16 protein-coding genes are annotated in these 21641 nt (G+C 39.7%); 7 read left to right on the top strand and 9 right to left on the bottom strand.

The window, feature by feature from the left end; translation table 11 throughout:
- The first annotated feature begins 2 nt into the window (after positions 1-2).
- From DI077_RS16470 to DI077_RS16455, 4 genes are read left to right on the top strand one after another with little or no spacing between them, the layout of a single operon-like run.
- The gene (locus DI077_RS16470; protein WP_109021376.1) at positions 3-3077 is read left to right on the top strand and encodes a peptidase domain-containing ABC transporter; all 3075 of its coding nucleotides are present in this window, start codon (positions 3-5) and stop codon (positions 3075-3077) included.
- Entirely contained in the window at positions 3058-4170 is a 1113-nt protein-coding gene (locus tag DI077_RS16465) for a beta-barrel domain-containing protein (protein ID WP_109021375.1), read from the top strand. Before DI077_RS16470 ends, DI077_RS16465 begins: the two co-directional genes overlap by 20 nt.
- Positions 4167-7238, top strand: a complete 3072-nt coding sequence (locus tag DI077_RS16460; protein ID WP_109021374.1) for an ATP-binding cassette domain-containing protein — start codon at positions 4167-4169, stop codon at positions 7236-7238. The genes DI077_RS16465 and DI077_RS16460 overlap by 4 nt, the downstream gene beginning before the upstream one ends.
- 29 nt (positions 7239-7267) lie before the next feature.
- Entirely contained in the window at positions 7268-8602 is a 1335-nt protein-coding gene (locus DI077_RS16455) for a TolC family protein (protein WP_423241796.1), read from the top strand.
- 13 nt (positions 8603-8615) lie between these two features.
- Here DI077_RS16455 and DI077_RS16450 read toward each other — a convergent pair whose 3' ends face one another.
- From DI077_RS16450 to DI077_RS16430, 5 genes are all read right to left on the bottom strand, one after another.
- Positions 8616-10235 carry a hypothetical protein gene (locus tag DI077_RS16450; RefSeq protein WP_109021373.1) on the bottom strand — a complete coding sequence of 540 codons (1620 nt, stop codon included), beginning with the start codon at positions 10233-10235 and terminating at the stop codon, positions 8616-8618.
- Between the two features lie 193 nt (positions 10236-10428).
- On the bottom strand, positions 10429-11139 hold the full coding sequence (locus DI077_RS16445; protein WP_109021372.1) for an SH3 domain-containing protein: 711 nt from the start codon (positions 11137-11139) through the stop codon (positions 10429-10431).
- Positions 11132-11770, bottom strand: a complete 639-nt coding sequence (locus tag DI077_RS16440; RefSeq protein ID WP_242935251.1) for an FMN-binding negative transcriptional regulator — start codon at positions 11768-11770, stop codon at positions 11132-11134. Before DI077_RS16440 ends, DI077_RS16445 begins: the two co-directional genes overlap by 8 nt.
- A gap of 78 nt (positions 11771-11848) precedes the next feature.
- A complete protein-coding gene (locus tag DI077_RS16435) occupies positions 11849-12760 on the bottom strand; it encodes an NAD(P)/FAD-dependent oxidoreductase (protein WP_109022140.1) in 912 nt (303 codons plus the stop codon).
- A 66-nt stretch (positions 12761-12826) separates the two neighbouring features.
- A complete protein-coding gene (locus DI077_RS16430; RefSeq protein ID WP_167837192.1) occupies positions 12827-13357 on the bottom strand; it encodes an NADPH-dependent FMN reductase in 531 nt (176 codons plus the stop codon).
- 273 nt (positions 13358-13630) lie between these two features.
- On the opposite strand from DI077_RS16430, the gene DI077_RS16425 reads away from it, so the two are divergent.
- Genes DI077_RS16425 through DI077_RS16415 form a run of 3 tightly spaced genes read left to right on the top strand, consistent with a single transcriptional unit; the run spans position 13631 to position 16200 of the window.
- Positions 13631-14917 carry an adenylate/guanylate cyclase domain-containing protein gene (locus DI077_RS16425; protein WP_109021369.1) on the top strand — a complete coding sequence of 429 codons (1287 nt, stop codon included), beginning with the start codon at positions 13631-13633 and terminating at the stop codon, positions 14915-14917.
- Between the two features lie 12 nt (positions 14918-14929).
- On the top strand, positions 14930-15811 hold the full coding sequence (locus DI077_RS16420) for an alpha/beta fold hydrolase (RefSeq protein ID WP_242935250.1): 882 nt from the start codon (positions 14930-14932) through the stop codon (positions 15809-15811).
- Entirely contained in the window at positions 15808-16200 is a 393-nt protein-coding gene (locus DI077_RS16415) for a DoxX family protein (protein ID WP_109021367.1), read from the top strand. Before DI077_RS16420 ends, DI077_RS16415 begins: the two co-directional genes overlap by 4 nt.
- Positions 16201-16204: 4 nt before the next feature.
- Here DI077_RS16415 and DI077_RS16410 read toward each other — a convergent pair whose 3' ends face one another.
- The 4 genes from DI077_RS16410 to DI077_RS16395 form a co-directional block, all read right to left on the bottom strand.
- Positions 16205-17806, bottom strand: coding sequence for a DedA family protein (locus DI077_RS16410; RefSeq protein WP_109021366.1), 1602 nt, complete (start codon positions 17804-17806; stop codon positions 16205-16207).
- A gap of 6 nt (positions 17807-17812) precedes the next feature.
- Positions 17813-18313 (bottom strand): hypothetical protein, encoded by a 501-nt coding sequence (locus tag DI077_RS16405; RefSeq protein ID WP_109021365.1) that lies wholly within the window; start codon positions 18311-18313, stop codon positions 17813-17815.
- A gap of 68 nt (positions 18314-18381) precedes the next feature.
- Positions 18382-19989, bottom strand: a complete 1608-nt coding sequence (locus DI077_RS16400) for a DUF2339 domain-containing protein (protein WP_109021364.1) — start codon at positions 19987-19989, stop codon at positions 18382-18384.
- 82 nt (positions 19990-20071) lie between these two features.
- Positions 20072-21631 carry an NAD(P)/FAD-dependent oxidoreductase gene (locus DI077_RS16395; RefSeq protein WP_109022139.1) on the bottom strand — a complete coding sequence of 520 codons (1560 nt, stop codon included), beginning with the start codon at positions 21629-21631 and terminating at the stop codon, positions 20072-20074.
- Between the last annotated feature and the right edge of the window lie 10 nt (positions 21632-21641).

Genomic DNA, 21641 nt, shown 5'->3' with positions numbered 1-21641 from the left:
GTGTGAAACCGGAAATTTCCCGTCATGCTGAGAATATAAGACAAGTTTTTAAAAACAATTATTTATTTGCCGAATTACATGAACAAGAGTTAGACGATCTATATCCCGACTTGGAAATCCGTTTTTATAAAACGGGACAAACCATTTTAAAAGCGGGGCAAATGCCTAAATTCGTCCACTTCGTTCTAAACGGACGGATCGGTTCCCGACTTACATCGGAGGAAACGGAAGAAGATAAGTCCGGCCTTTTGGAAAAAGGCGAGTCCTTCGGTGAAAGAATCACTTTAACGGGAATACCCGCAAAACAAGATCACTTTGCAGTGGAACCATTGGTTCTTCTTTTGTTGCCGGTTAAAACATTTTTAGATTTGGTAAAAAAATATCCCGGCATTGCCGAGAAAGCCAGACATAGAGAAGAAGAACAGGAAAAGTTTCATTCTGTTCGCAAACTGAGTTTCTTTTCGGAACTATCTCCCGATGAAGTCCGCTCTTTTCTGAAAACGATTGAAACTGTAAAGATTGATGCGGGAGAGTTTTTATTTCAGGAAGGAGATGAGGGGAATTCCGCTTATATCATCCGATCCGGAAAAATTCATATCCGAACGGAAAATCCTAAGAAACTAATCTCCATCTTAAAAGCGGGCGATATACTGGGAGAGATTGCTATCTTTAGTCATGGGCCGAGGCTTGCGAGTGCGATCAGTGCGGAAGATTCAGTCGTCTATCGGGTGCCAGGTGAATCTCTTCATAAATTATTAGGCGATGAGAAAGGCCATAAATTGGAGGAAGTGGTCCAATCCCGTTTGCTCAGGTACTCTACTTATAAGTCTAAGGAAAAAGAAGAAAATATTCTTCGGCCTTTCGAATCCAAAAGGTATGAATTGGGAAAGGGAATCCGTAAAATCACGATAGACCAAGTAACAACGGATAAACCGACACTTGTGGGACTTGTTTGTTCGGAAATAGCGCTTAGGAATTTCGACAAACCTCTTCCTGCCAATTGGAAAATCAGAATTAAAAACGAGCTTTCCAGAAACCGAATTCCGGGCATTTTCGAACTTGCCATCGAATTGGAAAAGATGGGATTTCTAACCAAAGAGCTTCGCATCAAACCTAGCCAGTTAACTGATGTTAGTTTTCCTGTTTTTGTTACCGATGAGGAAAACCTACCGTGTGCATTGTATGCATGGGACTTAACCGCCAATGCTGCCTTGTTATCCCATCCTTTAAAAGGGATTATCGAAATGGATATGAAATCCTTTTTATCTTCCTGGGACGGAATCATTTTGCAATTTGTGCCTTCTCCTCCCGCTATGACGGCGGATACGGGTTTGTTCAGTTTTGTTCGGGAATTGAGAGCTTTGTTTCGGCCACATCGTTCCGAATTAAATTGGATTCTCGGAACAACTGTTATATCTGCCGTTCTTGCATTGTCTTTTCCTTATTTTTTAAGAGAAGTGATCGATCGGGTTTTGGTTTTTTCCGATCGGAATTTTTTACTGACATTGTTTTTGGGAGTGGGTATTTCCATCGTATTCCAAGGATTGTTTTCCCTTTTCCGGAATTTGCTCATGATCGGAATCATGCAAAGTTTGGAATATACTTTCCTGGTTCGGTTTTTCCAACACATTCTCCGACTTTCTCTTCCCGAGTTCCGCAGATTTGAAGCGAGTGATTATACCCAAAGGCTTAAGGAAAATCAAAGGATATTGGAAATCATCTCCCGTTCTGGAGTTTCGGTTTTACTCGATTTGATCGTTCTTCCCGTATTTTTATTGGTTTTACTTATCAACGAATTCAGCCTTACGATATACGGACTTTCTTTCCTTGTCATTTATGCTTTGTTAGTTGTTCGTGTCTCGGGGCGCATTCGTCAATTGTCGGAACATACGTTCGAATCCAGAAAAAAAACGGTTTCTTTTTTATTATCCGTTATTGGAGGAATCTCGATCATCAAAGTATCTACTCAAGAAACGATGTTCTTACAAAAAGGAATGAACGAAATTTCCAGAACGATACTAACGGAACTGAAAGCAGCCAAAAGAGCCAGCCTACTTAAATTCTCCGGTAAGTTTTTCGAACAAGTGGGAATGCTTGCCGTGATTGCCATTGGAATCAATTCGGTCTTGGAAGATAAGATAACACTTGGTACTTTTCTCGGGTTTCAGGTTCTCTTCGGACTTTTGGTAGAACCGATTTTAAGGATCTGCAGATTGTATGAAGACATGTTGGAACTTCGTTCTTCCAGGAAAAGGGTAATGGATATTTACTCAATGCCAGGAGAATCGGCAAGCCAAAGGCCTTTCGGAGAATTGCCCAGACTTCAAGGTAAAATCCGCCTTGAGAATGTTAGTTTTAAATATTCGAAGGATACTAAAAATATCGTTCAAAATATAAACTTGGAAATTCAGGCGGGGGAAAAAGTCGCTATCGTAGGAAGAAGCGGATGCGGCAAATCCACATTGCTTCGTTTGATGATGGGAACCTTGTCTCCATCGGAAGGAAGAGTGTTCGTGGATTCTTTCGATTTGTCCACACTTGATCCGGAAGAAGTAAGAATTCAATTTGGTGCGGTGGAACAACAGCCCGTTTTATTTTCCGGAACCATCGCGGAAAATTTATGCAAAAAAAATCCGTCCCTTTCCAAAGAAGCTATGTATGCAGGGGCCAAACTTGCCGCGGTGGATAGTTTTGTAGAAAGACTTCCTTTTGGTTATGACACCAAACTGGGAGAAGGTGGGATTGGATTATCCGGAGGACAAAAACAAAGGATTGCCATCGCGCGCGCACTTGTTACCAATCCTAGCATCTTATTTTTGGACGAACCCACATCCGCTCTCGATGCGGAATCGGAAGCCTATGTTCAAAACCAATGGGAAAATATGTTTCGAGATCGAACGGTTGTACAAGTATCGCATAGACTTCATTCTACAGTTGGTGCCGATCGGATTATAGTGATGGATCAGGGAAAAATCGTAGAGATGGGAACTCATTCGGAATTGATTTCTGCAAAAGGTTTTTATTATCACTTATTTCCTTCCAGTGAGGGGTCATACAATGAATTTGAAACGGTTTAAGAACTTAAAAGAAACGGACTCCAACTGGGAACAAGCTCATTCCTCATCTTATTACGATGAATTATTAAAACATCCAGCCCCGGATTGGGACAGAAAAGGCATCTTACTTTTGTTTGGTTTCTTTTTTGTATTTTTGATTTTTCTTTTTGTGGCAAAAGTGGATGTGATCATTCCTTCGCAAGGGATACTAAGGCCTAAGGGAAATTATTTCGTGTCGGAAGCATTGGAAACGGGAACTGTTACGTCGATATATGCGAAGCCGGGAGATTTTTTGAAGAAAGGTGATCCCATTCTGGAATTGGAATTTTCAGAACAACAGATAGAACTTTCCAAGGATTCAAATACGTTAGGTTATGAAGAGAAGCGGTTACAAAAACTGATCCGTAACCGGAAAGAAGCGGAAAAGATTTTAAAAAATCTGGAATTCAATTTGGAATCAAATCCCGGTTCTGAGTTATCCGGTCTGGTTTTGAGTAAATTCGTTTCTCTTAAAAAAGCATATATGGATTTCAAAAACGGAATCGGTGCTAAATTCTTATATGATCAGAGCCTATTGGAGTTCAATGAAGAATTCGGAAACTTAAAAGACGAAATCCAAAAAGAGCAAAATACGATTTCCAGTCTCAGGGGAGACACTCGTCTTAAAAAGGAGAGAGTAGACAATGCCGTACTTAGAATGCCTTTTTCGGGATTTGTAGGCGCTCTCCTGGTCAATAACATCGGACAAAATGTAACAAGAGGTCAAACCATTGCAGAATTGATCGAAGAAGGTCAACCTTTGGAAGCGTTTGTGGAGATCCGAAACAAAGATATCGGTTTGATCCTGGTGGGAATGGACGCCGTGATCAAGATACATGCATTTCATCAGAACGACTTCGGAGTGTTAGGTGGTAAAGTGGAACAAATCGTTCCTAACGTAAAGGAGAAAGATACTTTTTCCGTAGTACTTAGCATCAGTGACCAGGATTTAAAGAAAGACGGTAAAGTTTTTAAATTGTTCCCCGGGCTTAAAGTGGAAGCGGATATCATCACAAGTAGAAAACGGATCTTCCAAGTTCTATTTCGAAAATCAAATCTTCCAAAAGACAAATGAAGTCCAAACAGATTACAAACGACTTGCCTTTTTCTCTTTCCAACGAAGATCCGATTCGATTTTTGTCGGATTCGGAACAAAGGGCGTTTTTTAAGCTTTGGGAAACTACTTCTCTCTCAGAATCGGAATCTCTTAAAGAAGATGAAGAAAACAAAACGAAATTGGTTTATGTAGAGACAGGCAGCCTTCAGGTGCGATTGACAATCGGTGAAAATAATCTATTGGTCAAAACGATCGGCGAAGGGCAGATTTACGGAATCGCAGAACTTGGATTAAATGTATTGAATAAAAATTCCTATTTTGCGGAGGAAAATTCAAAATTACTGATACTATCGCAAAAGACTTTTCTTTATTTTTTCCAATCAAATCCCAAACGAAAGGAAATTTGGAATCGATTCGTTCAGGAAATCCGCCTAAGAGACGAACTTCGCATTCATCCCTATTTTCGTAAGCTTTCCAAACATGAAATCATCGAATTGTCCGGGTTATTGATTAAAAGAGAAATCGGTAAAGGCAAAGTGCTGATCCGCGAGGGAAGTAAATCTTCTTCTCTGTTTTTCATACAATCCGGCAAGTTCCGTATAACAAAATCCAGTTGGAGTGATGATTATTCTTCTTTTGTGGAAGCAGGTTCGGTTCTGGGCGAGATGGGGGTTATCGAGAAAAAAGTAAGAAATGCCACTGTCACGGCGAGTGAGGATAGTATTGTTTACGAATTACTTGCCAAAGACGCGGAAATCTTTTTTAAAAAATCGGAAAGTCTTTACACTACCTTGAGAAGTGTTGTCGCGGAAAGGAAATGGAATCAAGCGAGTTCGGATTCTCAGGAAGGTCCGGAAGAAGATTTGCGGGAAGAAGAGGATTCTATTCCTTTTTTGCCCACGCCTTCCTTTTCTCCCGAACAATCTTGGCTTCGTTCGTTTCCTTTTATTTTGGAAGAATCTTCGGATGAAACTGCAAACGCATGCAGAAAGATGATTTTGTCGTTTTGGGGGTTTCGAAGCGCCCATCATATTTTAGATTCCAATTTCCCCAATTTGGACGGTGAAGTCACAACCGCATCCTGGAAAGAAAGTTTCGAAAGAACGGATGGTTCTTGTTATGTGGTGAATAGAAGAAGATACGAAAGGGATTTAAAAAATCGAGTTTGGATTGTTCGTTGGGAAGGAAATCAGTATGTAGTTGTGATTACTTTTTCTTCTTATGGGGTGAAGATCGCGGATCCTCGTTTTGGAATCAGAGAAGTTTCCAAGACGGAATGGGAAGCGAAAGCGGGAAGGCTTGGAGTCGTTTTTGTTCCAAAAACAAAACCCAAGCGGAATTTTATGGATTCTTTCCCCACCTTCCCGGGATTAGCTGTTTATTTCAGATCTACGTTTTCTTTTTTATTTTCCGGAATAGTTGCCAGTTTTTTAATCAAGTCTCTTGAGATTTGTCTGCCTCTGGTGAATCTCTATCTGATCGATAGTGTTTTATTACAAGAAAGCAGGGAATATTTCATTCCTGTTCTTGTCGCTGTGACTTTACTCAGTCTATCTCAGATCTATTTATCTTATTTAAGAACAAATGTTTTGTTTTATTCCACCAGCAAAGTAAATCAAACTATTGTTATTCGGTTTTTGGAAAAATTATTATCACTTCCTTTGTCTTTTTTTGAAAAACATAAAAAAGGAGAGATCTTGCAGAGATGGGAGGAGATCGAAGGGATCACCAGATACTTTTCCGAACAAAGTTCCATCAAAGTTTTGGACTGGGTGTTCGGAGTATTCGTATTTATGTTGTTTTTCTTTTTGTCGCCGATACTTCTCGGAACCATTCTTTTTTTTCTGATACCGGAGATGATCCTGGTTTATAAATTGCATCCTATTCTAGCCAGGGAAACGAAAAGAGAATCTCTGCGGAGTTCCGAAACTCTCAGCTATTTTATAGAAACTATCAATGGAAACGAAACCGTTAAAAACTTGGGCGCTGTCTCCGTCCAAAGATGGGATTTTGAAAAAAAACTCACCGCACAACTGAACTCCGAAAGCAACAGGATGTTTTATAACAGTATTTTGGAGACCAGTTCCGAATCCTTTCGATTACTAACCAACATCTGCGTATTGTTATTCGGTACTTATCAGATATTTTCCGATCAAATCACTTTGGGAACCTTATTTGCGATCTTGGGCCTTATCTCTTACGTACGTTCCCCCATGATGACTCTGGCAGAAGACGGCTATCGTTACCAAAGAGCGAATCTTTCCTGGCGACGTTTGAAAGAATGGGACGGGATGGAATCTGAGTATTCTCCAGACATGCGGATCAGTAGAATAGAGATTCCCGATATACAAGGGTTAGTTGAATTTAGGAATGTTCATTTTAATTACAGGTCTTCCAAATCGGGATTCGGTTTGAACGGAGCCGATTTCGTCTTGGAAACGGGCGGCAAATACGCGTTTGTCGGCAGAAGCGGGAGTGGTAAATCCACGATTCTTAAATTGCTTTTGGGTTTGTATGAACCTTCGCAAGGAGAAATATTGTTGGATGGTGTTTTACTATCAGAGATCTGGACTCCTTCTTATCGTTCAAAAATGGGAGTCTTGTTTCAGGAAAACCCGGTTCTAACGGGAACCATCCGGGACAATATCAGCTTGGGAAGACCCGAAGCCACTCTTTTCGAAGTAGTGGAAGCTGCGAAACTCGCTCTCATTCACGAGGACATAAGCAAACTTCCTCTAGGATATGATACTGAATTATCCGAGAAAGGGATGATTCTTTCCGGAGGCCAGAAACAGAGATTGGCACTAGCCAGAATCTTTTTACAGAAACCTTCTTTGTTGGTTTTGGACGAACCCACGTCGGCGATGGACAGGGAAACAGAGGAGAAGATTCTAAACAATTTGCACCGGGTGTTCAAAGACAAAACCATCATTGTGGTTGCCCACAGATTGGATACGATCCGCAGTTACGATAAAATTTTCGTAGCGGAAGCCGGCAAAATCGAAGAAAGCGGCACACATACTGACCTGTTGCAAGGGAATGGAATCTATCATTTGCTTCATTCCAGACAGGAGGCTATCCGATAATTTAAATAGTGAGTTATCGGTTAAGACAGATTTTCTACCTTTTGTTTTTTGCTTTGGTTGCGGAAGTAAGGGGAGATGCTATTGATTTTTTCAACTTACCAAAATTAGTCGGTGAAAAGTCTTATGAACTGAAACTGAAAGAGATGGAAATCCAGAGAAAACAGGTTGATATGGATACCAGAAACCTCCGTTATCTTCCCTCTCTGAATTTTGAATACGCTCCCTTTTTTGAAAAACTTCCTTCGGAAGGTTTCGATCGCAAAGGTTGGTCCCGCTCCTTAAATTTGAACTGGAGCTTCCAGGAACAAGGTAATGTCGTTTTAACAAACCTGATCATGGAATTGGAATACGAAAGATTGCTTTTGGAATACAGAGCTCTCTTTCAAAAAGAATTATTCGACCAGGCATTTCAATACGCGGAAACTTTGAAACTACTCGCTTTTTTCGATTATGATTTTTCCAACGAAGAAGATGCCGAGAAACAATACCAAACAATTCAAAAATTATACAAACAAGGCATCGAGTCCTATATGGTGGCTCAAAACTCGAAAGTGGATTTTTTGTTTTATAAGTACAATGCCATTAAGTCAAAGTTAGATCAACAAAAAAGCCAGTCCGTCTTCCGCAGAAAATTTTTATTGAAAAACGTTTCTTTGAGACCGATTCCTGCCAGAGAGTTCAAAGCATTGCCTCTGGAAGAAACTCTTAAGGAATATGAAAAAAATCTAAGCGAAATCAATTTCGATATCGTTCTATCCATCAACCAAGTCAAAATTCTCGAAGTACAAAAACAAGTCCGGTTCAACGAGCTTTGGGTCCCTGATTTTTTCGTAAATTTGTATGAAAACAGCACCAAACAGACAATTTATGGAATTAGCGGAAGTTGGACCCAACCGAATTATGTTTATGATTATTCCAGGGGAGATTATTCGCTTTATGCAAATAACCCCGATCCATTTTCTTCGGCGGGAGCAAATTTCGGAGTAAGAATTCCTTTGTTTAACCGCTTTCTATCGAAAAACGAATTTGATAAATCGAAGATTGAGATCAAACTCGCCAAGTCCCAATCTCAGTTCTTAAGAGAGAACACAGGATTGTATTTATTCGAGTTGATTCAACAACATAATAATTTGGTCGAATTGAATGATATTTCTTTGGAGAGTAAAAGAACCGCGGAAGAGAACTTTCAAATTATGGAAAAATCTTATAAAACCGGCTCAGCGTCCATTGTTGAATTGCAAACGGTAGATAGACGTATTCGTGATGTTATGCGCAACCAAATCCAAAACCATTATGAATTGATTCAGTTGCGCCTTCAAATCGGTCTCCTGCTCGGAGACACCATGAAATTTTTAAGAGAATAAAATCACTCGCATTTTATTCCAATCGGGAAAAACGGTCGGGAGTCATTGTTCCCGTCCAGAAATTCGCCTGAAGTTGGAAATAAACGACATTGTCCCGGATATCTACGGATTCACCGGTGATTGCTGTCTTATGCAACTTATCGTTGAATACCTGATAAAAGATTTGGGCTTTGAATACGTGTTTGTCTCCGAATAGATTCAAGCCCACCCAATAGGAACGAAACGCTTCTCCTGGTTCCAGGTTTTTATTCCAATTGAGATCCGCTTGGAAATAGTCAAAACGGGTGATCGGCATGATGAACTTTCCACCACCTAACGGAATCACATATCCGAATGTGAATTGATAACCTTTTTCATGTTGAGGAGCCGCCGAGCCTGTAAAAACGGAATACGCACCGTTTGTATAAAAACCGTGAGTGGTAAAAGTAAAATCATAAGTATGTGCAACCATACCCAATTTCGGTCTGGAAGGACTGGTTTTATTTAAGGTTTGATCGCCGTATGCTGTTCCAGGATCTCCTCCGTCTCTTGTTGTTTGGTAGGCAAGCAAACTGGGTTGAGCCATTCCTGCAGGGTAATAATCAGGGTTAAACGGGGAAGGTACTTTTACATTTTGCATACTTGCAAATGCAGTTCCTATGGAAAGTTTTGTATCTCTTTGGAAAATTTCTTCTCCTTCAATCCAACCCAAATCCTTTCCGTCTTTTTCCAATCCTCCCAAAGGATTCCATTGCAATCTTCCGTAATAAGCGGGAGAAAGAAGCTTCGGTGCATTCGGTCTTTCGTCTGCCAAGTCCACTCTTCTTCCGTAGCCGTAATCTCCCGGCCCGCCATGGCCGTTTCCCACCATAAAATGTCCTGTCAAAAGACGTTCCCATTTTTCATTGATCGGTTTCAATAGATGCGAAGTCACACTGATTCCCGTATCAAATTGGGGTAAAGCCAAAGTAGACATTGATCGTTCAACATTTGTTAGGTTGGCAGAGGTCATTATGTATTCCCTTTGAAAAGGAACATGTACCGTTCCGAATGTAACACGGGTTTTCATAAAAGGAATGTTCAACCAAATCCCTGCTTCTTGAATGATCCCTCTGGAACTCGCAAGACTTACATCTTTTACATTTCCGCTCGCGGAATCTTTGGTGACTCTAAGGAAGGAATTGCTCATCGCATTTTCCAATCGGAGGTTGGCAAAACCGCCCCACCATTTATTTCCTTCATAGATAAATCCCAAACGAAGTCGTCTGAAGTTCCAATCCACCGCACTGTAGTCATCTCTTCCGTTGGCATAAACGGAACCGGATTGGCCCGTGATTCCCCGGAACTGGACCCGGCCGGAAATTGTTAATTTTTCGTTTACCGGTTCTTCCGGGCGATTGGCAAATCCACTTGTAGGTTCGGGAACTTTTACAGTGTAGTAATCTTGGTTTTCCAAAACAACCTTTCTTCTGTTCGCGCCCGGTGTGGAAAAAAGTTGTCCGGTTGTTTCATCGATATAGAGTTCTTTGATCCTGGCGGGAGGATTTTCGTCTTTGGTTTGTTTGCCGGTTTCTTCCGCAAGTAGGGAATGAATTTGCAAAATTGAAATTACTAATAGTGCAAATGAAGTCTGTTTTGAGATAAAGTTTTTCATTTAGGTTACATTCTTCTGAGTGCCCCATAAAAATTCTCAGGTTTATGGGGATATAGATGAAATGTAGCCTGTTATTGTTACAAAATTATTACATTACTGTTACGTCTTGACAATACGGTTACAAATGAAACCGAAATGGAATATTTCGAATCTGCCGAAAAAAGCCTAAAATACGATCTTTGGAGAAGTATTTTTAGTCCCCTGCGATGAAAACTACCATTGACCATTTGTTGTTCTTCTTCGCAAAAATCGCTCTGTAGTCCACTGGGCTTCGCAAATATTGATCGCACACAAAACCGGTTTCTCCATTCGCCAGACAGACCTTCTGCCAGATGCATTCGTCTTTGGAACCTTCCGCTTCGTTTTCGTTTGAATCTCTGTCTAAAAATACGATTTTATGGCTTAGTTTTGTAACCACTTTCGATTTGATCGAAGCCTCCGCGCGGACATTCACATTCGTTCCACTGATGAGGGAATAACTGAATGCATCGTATTCCTCAGGGAAATGATTGAATAAGTAGGGAGCGGAGAAACCATCCTTGTCTTTGGAAAATCCCAACTTGAATGTGTTTTCCAAACTAGACCAGATGTTTGAATCTTTCGGATTTTTATCCAAATCCCAAGACTCCAAAAATCGTTTTTTACCGGACTCTTCTCCGAAGCTGAATTTGATGTCTTTGTCGGTAATCGATTTTAGAAATTCCGCATCTTTCTTTTGAACTGCTTGTATGAGTTTGGTTTTGAATTCCAGAAATGATTTGTCTTTATCGGATTCATCCTTCGGAGGAAGGGAAAAATCCTTAAACTTATCACAAGGTAGGATAGAGGAGTTAAGAATAAGTAGTAACAAATATAATGAAAACTGAATATAGTTGTTCGATTGAAATTTTTTATGTTTAGGCATTTAGATTTTCCCTCATCCATTTGGCGATTTCGTTTGCATTTTGGTCTTTTTGTTTTTCTAACTCTTGAATGACCAAGTTTTTTCTTTCCAGGCTATGATTTTGACTTAGTTTCGCGGTCGCTTCTATCTTTGTGATCTTGATTTTGATACCGATGATTCCACCTATCAAAGCATTGATGTATTTTTCGTCCATATTCCTGAGAAAGAAGGGACTGTTTTCGCCTTCATATTTCAGGATCAATTCATCCAAAGATTTTCTCAGCTCTTCTTCATTTCGAACAAGGCTGGCCTTACCGTAAACATGGACGCTCAGATAATTCCAAGTAGGAACGGATTTATTCGTTTCATACCAACTGGGAGAAATATAAGCATGCGGGCCTTGGAAAATCGCGAGAATGTCACGGTCATCCAAAACTTCTCCTTGCGGATTTTGGCGTGCAATATGTCCGAATAAAACTTGTTCGGAAGGGTTTAAAAGCAGAGGGATGTGTGTTGCAACAAGCGAACCTTCCGTACCTGAAACCAGTGTGGCGAAACTATTGTCATAAATGATTTGATTGATGATACTTTGGTCGGTGATGGCGAATGGTTTCGGAGTGTACATGTGTAAGTTGGGAAGGATCGTCTCCATACGATCCTAAATAAATTAACATTTCAGTTCAATATTTTTATCAGACCTCATATCCGACTTTTCCCGGTTTTCAGAAATTCAAAAATCATCTCCGATCAATTCTTTGTTGATCATGGCTCCTGATAACGTTCCCGATGCAATGGCAGCGGCTAAACTTCGAAGCATGGTCGTACTGTCCCCCGTGGCATAAACCCCTTTCAAATTTGTTTTATTGAAACCGTCCACTTTGATATAACCCATTTCATCCAACTCAACTCCCAGATCCAAAGGAAGATGGGAATGTTGTACGAAAGGAACGCGGGCCATCAATGCATTCAGGGGTTCTGCTTTTCCGTCTTTCAATAGAATTTCAGTAAGATAACCATTGTTATTTTCTATTGAGGAAATTTCAGTCTCGATGATTTTAATTTCCTTTTCTTTCAATTTCAAGGTTTGTTCTTTGGAAAGAGAAGACGGCCCGTTTGTAAATAAAGTCAGGTTTTTGGACCATTGGCTGATCAGTTTGACCGACTCATAACCTATATCTCCGTTGGCAAAGACTCCTAATTTTTGATCTCTCACTTCGTAGCCATGACAATAAGGGCAATGAAATACTGAAATACCCCAGGATTCTTTAAAGCCGGGAATATTTGGCATAACATCTGTTACGCCTGTTGCAAATATTATTTTTTTTGCAAAATGAATCTCTCCGCTTTCGACTTTGACTTCGAAATGAGGATTCGATTGAGATATTTTGATGGCTTTGGAATCTAAAAATTGAACGGTTGAGTAGTTTGATAATTCCGCCTTTGCAAGTCGTTTGATTTCGAAAGGAGGTTTTCCATCGTGAGTCAAAAGATTATGCGCGTGAGGTGTGTTTGCGTTGCATGGCTTGCTATCGTCAATTACGAGCACATTCCTAATCGCTCTTCCCAGTGCAAGTGCCGCAGCTAATCCGGCGAAACTTCCTCCGACGATGATTACATCCCAGGTTTTTTCTGAATTCTTCATTTGCAACATTGTTGCATTTGCTGGATTCCTGTCAACCAGCTAAAGAGGTCTTATCGTCTATCGTATTCATTCCATCATGTGTTCCAATTCACGGACCAATTTTTCAATCTCTCCGATTGCCGAAGGATCGGACAGATAACCGTTTTCATCGATGGAACTTCGGGAACCTTTCAATAACAATCTGGTTCTATCGTTAATCTTTGCCTGCAATGTATCCATAATCACTGTTAAAGATTCAAAACTTCTTTCTCCAAGACCCGAAGCGATGATAAAAGCTGTGGGTTTGTCCGTAAAAACGGTAGTAGATACCATCCACTCGATTGCATTTTTTAAGGCGGCGGGCAAACTGAAAATATATTCCGGAGTACAGATAATAACTCCATCCGACTCTTGGATGGAGTTTCTGAAATTTCGAATGACTTCGGGAGGATTGTCTTTATCCAAATCCGGATTGAAATGGGGAAGGTCGGTAAGTTGTTTGAAGATGCTCACTTCCAGTCGATCCGAATTCATTTTCGAAATGGTTTTAAGAATGGATTCATTCGAAGATTGGGAACGGGTACTGCCGGAAATTGCGAAAATTTTTTTACGTTTCATTGTTTTAGGTAGGGCCTTGCGAATAAATTTTTCCGATATAATCTTTCTGTTTTCGAATGATAGTAAAATAGACATTAGACGGTCATGTTTTTGCTATTTTTCAATTCATCTACTTTGACATTGAAATCGCCTGATATGTTTCCCATTGTATAGAAAAAAGGACTACATCCTTTATTCCTTATGGTTCTCTTTTCTTTTTTAGTAAAGCAAAACCAACTCTATCGCTAAATTATTTATTGCTTAGTTTCTCTTTCCTTTCGAAAATGAGTCATTATGAAAGAGACCTTTCTGTCCTTCGTTTATTTGTTATTTGGTGATCCCAGACACAACTCCCTGGAACATCGTCTCTTCAATACTGTTTCTTTGGTAAATGCATTTCTAAATATATTCGGGGCATTAGGCTCCTTTTATTTGCCCAATTTCGAAGTTATTTTTATCCTAAATTTAACATCCGGACTTCTGATGTTCGGAATGTACATTCTGGCTCGGGTAAAGAATTTATATTATTCTTTATTTTGGCCTTTTAATATTACGATCCTGACATATCTGTCCGCAATGTGGTTTTATAACGGCGGTTCTCTCGGAGGAAATCATTATTATTTCATACCGGCACTCGTGATCGCGATGATACTGTTGCGGGATCATCGTGTTTGGGTTTTATATTTGGTTTATATAGGTTTTACCGCTTCTCTATACACTGTAGAGTATTACAGAAGAGATCTTGTAACATTTTATCCGAATGATACGGAAAGGTATTTGGATGCGGGTGGAAATTATATATTCGTGCAAATACTAACAGGAATACTTATTTTCATCTTAAGTAGAAACCTGAATATAGAAAGGAAAAAATCGGATTCTCTTTTGCTCAACATACTTCCCGGATCCATTGCGGAGGAATTGAAAAAAAATCAATCGGTTGCCCCGGTGCGTTACGAAAGTATCTCCATTCTTTTTACGGATATGGCAGGATTTACGAAAGTCGCGGAAAAGATGAGTCCTGAAGAATTATTGAGTGAGCTGGATCGTTTCTTCCGAAGTTTCGATTCCATTATTAAAAATCATAATATGGAAAAGATCAAAACCATCGGTGATGCGTATATGGCGGCAGGTGGATTGCCGGTACAGAACAAAACGCACCCCATTGATGCCGTGTTATGTGGTCTTGAATTCCAAAGATACATGAACGATGAAAAAGAAATTAAATTATTGAAAAATCAATCTTTTTGGGAACTGAGACTTGGGATTCATTCCGGTGCTGCCGTTGCCGGGGTGATAGGCACGGAAAAATTCGCTTACGATATTTGGGGTGATAGTGTAAATACCGCAAGCCGTTTAGAAAGTTCGGGGATTGTAGGAGAGGTGAATATTTCTCTTGCGACTTATGAACAAGTTAAAGATTTTTTTGAATGCGAACATAGAGGAAAGGTGACTGCCAAAAACAAAGGAGAGATCGATATGTATTTGGTGAAAGGTTTGAAAGAAGGTCTTGCCGATCCAAGAGATCCATTGAAACCGAATTCAAAATTCAAAGAAATGTATTTGCGGATTCAGAACTCTTAAAAATAGGATTTTGTGTTAGTAACAAGTCTTACAGGAAAAAATAAAAATTTATTTTGGATCTGTATGATTTTTATTTTTTCCGTTTGTTTCAATTGCAGTTCGGATCCCCAAAAGTCTTTATCGAAACTGAAATCGGAGATTCCGGATGTAAAAGAGTTCCATATCACGGCGGAAGATAGAAAGATCTTTCTTGTAACAAGCGGTTGTCTTAAGAATAAAAATAAAATTTTAATTTTTATCCATGGTTCTCCCGGTGGTTGGAGTGATTATATTTTCTATTTGAAAGATAAAGATCTTCGAAATACTTTCTGTATCTTATCTTTGGATCGTCCCGGTTTTGGCCTTTCGGGAATAGAATCTCCTGTTGCCGATTTGCAATTGCAAGCAAGACTCATTCGTATTGCCATTGATCGTTTTTTGAAAGACGAATTCGTTTCCGATCTGCCGAAGCTGATCTTAGTCGGTCATTCTTACGGTGGGCCGATTGCCGCTAAAATCGCTATTGATATTTCTTATAAAAAGGATGCTCTCTTTCTACTATCCGCACCGATGGACTCCCAACTAGAGGAAGTAAGGTGGTATAATCGGTGGGCTACTTATTTTTTCGTTAAAATTTTCCTACCGAAGGAAATAATCAATAGCAATGATGAGATGATACCACTAAAATGGCAACTGACTGATTGGGATGGTATTTGGAAATTTATTGATTTTCCCGTCATTAGCATTCATGGAAAGAACGATTTTCTCGTTCCGTTTGAGAATGTTAAGTATATGAGAAAAAAAATAAACCCCCTTCGATTCGAAAGTATAGAGTTGGAAGGTGAAAATCATTTTGTTCCCTGGACCCAAGAGAAGTTAGTCAAAGATAAAATATTAATGGTAAATTCAAAATGACAAAATCGCAGAAAATCATTTTCCATTCCGCACGATTTATAGCAGCTATTATACTTGGCCAGACTCTTTATTTTAAATTTACAGGTGCGGAAGAATCCGTTTATATTTTTACAACCTTGGGCATGGAGCCTTGGGGTAGATATGTTTCCGCAGGAGTTGAATTGCTTGCAGCCGTATTGCTCCTGATCCCTTCCTTTGTCTGGTTAGGTGCATTAATTTCTCTCAATATCATCAGTGGAGCGATTCTTTCCCATTTGATCTTTCTCGGAGTGGAAGTGATGGGGGATTACGGAGTTTTATTCGGTCTGGCTTGCATCGTTCTGATCTCATCCGTATACTTGGTGTATGTCGAGAGAAAGAATATTCCTATTTTAAAACAATATTTCTAATGATTCAAACGGAAAGTTTTGTCACGGAGCTAATACCTTTTTTGTATTGAGTGTGATCTTTTAAAATTCTATACAGCTCGTACCAAGTAATCATCGGATTTCCTGATTTATAATTTTGATATCCTATCCTAAAAAGAATCGACCATTGTTTGAATAAATACTGATAAGATCTGCGAATGGAAAAATCGGGATCGTATAAGTTTGTGGATTCGCTCATTGCCCCATTCAGCTCGATGATTTTGAAATTTTTCCCTGCCTTGAGTAATTCTTCGTCCGAATAACGAATGTCATATCTTCCGAAATAAAATCCTTTGAATTGTTTGGAAATTTCGTCTATTTTTTCTTCCAGTTTGTCCGTAATCAAATGGGATCCGTCTTTAAACATACATCCTTGTATGTGATTGCCTGCAAATCCCAGTTTTACCTTTTCCCCCAAGGCGGGAACCCGATCCAATTTCCCATTTAGAATCTGAAAATAAGTTTTCTTTTGAAATTGAAATCTTTCGTGAGTTTCGATTAGCTCTTTTAAATTCTTTTTACCGTCCCCCGAGAGAACAGGAAAAACTTTATCCGTAATGGAAAGAATATGGCCTCTTTTTTCATCGGGAAATCGGTAATAAAAAATTCCTGCTTCCCAAGGACCCGGGTGATATTCCTGTAAAAGGAAAGTCACTTTTGTTTTTAAAACATCCAAGGTTTCCCGTACGGAATGAACTAAATAAACTCCCGCCCCTCTTTCTCCTATATCAGGTTTGATGATGATCGGAAATTGAATTTGTAGATCCGACATGTACTTTCGAATCAATTCTTCATTATAATCTATGTTTGGCGGAAGAAGTCTGAATTTGGAAATGACATCGGCAGGCAGATTCGATAGAATTTCCGATTTGGATTCACCTGCGATCCCACCTGCGAAAATCCCCGGATTGGAAGCCGTGATATAACGAAAACCTAAGTAACGAATCGTTAGAAAACCGGCATAAGGAACCAACGGAATATAAAAAATCCAAGCCGGCCAAAATTCCAATCGCAGCCATTTTTTTAAAGATAAAATCAATTCGTTCCTTTTCTCTTTGATAAGAACCGATAAGGCCAAACGATAGATCGAATAGAAAGAAAGAACAGCTACGAGTATGGAAAAGTAAAAATAACCCGAATGAAAAAACACTTCGATCGCCTTGCCAAAGTAATACGCCGATAGGATGAGTAAAGGTGTCCAAACTATGGCCGCAAAAAAACTATAAACCAGGAATGCAAAAACCCTTTTACCTGCAATCCCGGCGAATACATAGACGGGGAGTCTGGTTCCTGGTAAAAACCGACATAGAAAGATAGTGAGTCCGAAGTTATCGTCCAATTTTGTCCGGTAGGATCGGATTGTTTCCGAATTCACTATGGATCTCCATTTGGAGAAGGAAAGTAGAAATCGGTGACAGAATTTTCCCATGAAAAACAGGATCGCATCTCCCAGATAAATTCCGATCGTACATGAAAATATAACTAAAGTTAAATTTTCTTTTCCTTCTTTTGCTAAGATTCCTCCGGTGATACAGGTTAAATCTTCGGAGACAAACGTACCCCCGATCATCAGAAAAAAATCCAACATAAAAAATTAGCTTGGAATGGATCTTGCGATCAACGTGGAAGGAGTGTATCCGAAATCCGCAGGCAAAAGGATCCAATGAAATTTATTCTCCATTGCAATTCGAATGAGAGCCATGTGATGGATCATATGATCGAGCACAAAAAGCAATTCCCTTTCTCCGTTTGTTTCTGTAATAAAACTGTCCGTTTCATTTAAGATATGTTTGAGCCGGATTTTCCGGGGAGGGATATAATCGGCCAAGTCAAGTTCCGTTTTTTCCAGAACTTCTCTGGCAAAAGTAAGAGATGATTCCAAAGTCGGATTTCTTTTACGATCGTCGTAAGAAAAAAATTCTCCTTCTTTGGAATTCATCAAACATTCAATGAATTCCAATGTATGCCTTACATGTTGGCCGATGGAGCTCCCGCAAAGAAGAGAATCTTTTTCTATAAATTCTTCTTCCTTGAGTTCACCGAGGATGGTGTTGAGTGTACGAAGTTGGGAGATGATTTGATGATTGATTTTCATTATGGAATAGTATCTCCCAATACTTCGTTTTAAGGCGGATAAAAGTTACATAAAGTTATTTTTTAATTTTAAATTTTCGGTTTTTCTTTCGTTTCCTGGCTGGTCCATCGTTGGTTTACGTAAGCGATGGAGATGACAAGAACCGCTAGAATAAGGAAAAAAACCGCTTTGTATGCCTTAGACTGATCTGCCAGATCGAAGAAAAAAACTTTTAAAGAAACCAAAATCAAAACAATCGAGCCGAAGGCACGAAAGGCGGTATTTTTGGTGTAAGCTCCCCAAAGAAACAGCATCAGAGAATAGATGGTCCAGGAAATGGAAAGTACCATATCCGGCTGGATGGATGTAAATTCATAAGCCAACCAAAGATTTTGAATTTGAACAGTAAGTAAGCCCCCTACTACCAAATGGCCTATGATGGAAAAAGAAAGTTCCCAAATCACTCCCGGTAGAGTGAGGATTTCATGTTTCTCATCCGCTAGTTCACCGGTTCCCACTTTAGCAATATAAAAGGAAACGGATGCGATCAAGATCCAAACCAAAGCACCGGGATTTAAAAAAGGAATGTATTTGAATCCGAAAATTTCGATCCATTCCACACTCCATGCATTCGCATACCAATAAACAAGTAACACTACAAACAGATAAATGCTTCCGAGCATAAGTTGTTGTTGTTTGATTCTTTTTCCAAACAGGTAAACGGAAGAGATGATAAAAAGCCAACCTGTAGTGACGATTACATAATTCATACCCTTGTCCTGATAGGAGTCGGCGATATTTCCGAAAGAAATTCCGAGTAACAGATATCCCACGACCAGATAAACGATCGCAGATAGATTGCTTTCTTTCAGAAAGAAATGCAATAATGCCGCAGTTCCGATCAGTATGAAACTGAGAATGATAAGAGGAATCGAATATACAAGTGTGAATGCATTGAAAATATAAATTGTCCATATAACATAGTTTAGTATATTTAGAACGCTGATATAAAGACTGATTCCGTCGAATTTTTCCTTTTCCAATTTCGCAGAGACCAGAAGCCCGATGAGATAGATCAAAAACAGGATGGATACATAGAAAAACGGTTCCGGCCAGCTGACTGGTGAAAATTTTATATAATAAGTAAGGAAAATAAGAATGGTGATGAAAAGAGAAACTGCTCTGGTTTCGGGCCATTTTTTAAGAAAACTCAGATAAAGACTTGTGATGTTTAGAATAAAAACATAAACGAAAAGCAAAACGGTTTGAGAAGGAACCGCATTGATGATGAGAGGAGTTATCAAGCCTCCCGTCAAACAAATATTCATTAGTATTCTCATTCCGAATCTATAGGAAAAATAAATCAGTGTTGCGGAAACGGCTGCAAGAGATACGAATAAAGTGTAAGAAGACCATTGAATGTGAGAGACAAAACTCGCATATGCGAATGTTGCAAATAAGATGGAAACTCCGAATCCGGAAATGATTTCTCCGATAAGTTCAATTTGATTGGAAAATAATTTGAATCCTATAAAACAAATAGTAAGGGAAAGGAATAAGCCGAATCCGATTTTAGCTTCTTCGGGAATCAGGTTTTCTTCGAAAGCAACACTGAGACCGTAGATTGTAGCGAAAAACAGGAATACGATTCCTAAGATAAAAATCCAATTTTTTTTCAATTCTTCCAGTGTGAACATATCTATCCTCGTCGGAAACCTAAACTATTCAATGGCACTCAGATCTAAAACTAAAATAAATAAGAATCAGTCTGAAAATATATTATTTCGTAAGGGCAACGGAACAGGCTTCGGCACATTTGATCCCGTCCATCGCTGCGGAGATAATTCCTCCTGCATAACCGGCTCCCTCTCCGCAAGGAAACAATCCTTTGATTTGGATATGTTGTAAACTTTGCGGATCTCTGGGAATATGAACCGGGGAAGAGGTTCTGGTTTCCGGGGCATGTACCACCGCATCATTGGTAAGGTAACCGCGCATGGATTTGTCAAATTCTCTAAACCCTTTTTGTAAGGCTTTGTAAATGAAATCGGGAAAAATGTTTTTTAAGTCTGCGGAAATGATTCCCGGAGGATAAGATGTTTTCGGTAAGTCTTCCGAAATTTTCCCTTCAACAAAATCTAGCAGTCGTTGTGCGGGAGCGGTTTGTTTTTCTCCTCCAAGGACCCAAGCTTTTTTCTCAATTTCTTTTTGAAATTCCATCGCGGCAAGCGGACCGTATTTTGCGAATGGTTTGAAATCTTCCGGTTTCAATTCCACTACGATTCCCGAATTGGCCGTGGATCTGGATCTTTGGGAAGAAGACCATCCGTTTGTAACAACTTCACCCGGTTTGGTGGCGCAAGGCGCAATCACACCTCCGGGGCACATACAAAAGGAATACACTCCTCTTCCGTCCACTTGTTTGACGACGCTATAAGGAGAAGGAGGAAGATAAGGACCTCTGTCTTCGCAACTGTATTGGATGGAATCGATTAAAGATTGTTTGTGTTCCACACGGACACCGATGGCAAGAGGTTTCATTTCGATTTGAATTCCTTTGCCGTGTAATAATTCGAATATATCGCGTGCAGAATGTCCGGTAGCCAAGATTACTTTTTTTGCTTTGAAACGGCTTCCGTCTTTTGTCAAAACTCCCTGGATTCGGTTATTTTCTATGATAAGATCGATTACTCTTTTTTGAAAATGAACTTCCCCTCCTTGTTCTATGATATTCTCGCGGATGCGGCGTATGATATCGGGAAGTTTATTTGTACCGATATGAGGATGTGCTTCGATTAATATGTCTTTGTTGGCGCCGAAAGCCACGAGCAGTTCCAAGATCTCCCTGACGTTCCCTCGTTTTTTCGATCTGGTATAAAGTTTACCGTCGGAATATGTTCCCGCTCCTCCTTCCCCAAAACAGTAGTTAGAGTCTTCATTCACAATATGATGAACGTTGATTCCACGTAGGTCGGAAACTCGTTCCTTTACGTCCTTTCCCCGTTCAATAAGGATAGGTTTGATTCCCAATTCGATGAGTTTGAGAGCGGCAAATAATCCGGCGGGACCCGCGCCGATGATCAGAACTTCTTCCGCATTTTTTACATTCGGGTAACGAGGCAAAGAAGGTAACCTTTCGGTAAACTCTTCTTTGATAAAAACATTCACTTTTAAATTGACGTATACGATTCTTTGGCGTGCGTCTATGGAACGATTGATGATTTCCACATGAGTGATATCGTTCGGAAGGACTTTTAAAGTCGAAGCCAGGTAGTTTTTTAATTCCTCCGGTTGTCCTGCGATTTCAGGAAGGAGCCGGAGCTGGAGTTCTTTCACCATACTACCAAAA

Source organism: Leptospira kobayashii (genome assembly GCF_003114835.2).
GTDB lineage: Bacteria > Spirochaetota > Leptospiria > Leptospirales > Leptospiraceae > Leptospira_A > Leptospira_A kobayashii.
The sequence above is the reverse complement of the archived record's forward strand: the minus strand, read 5'-3'. Positions and strand labels throughout refer to the sequence as shown.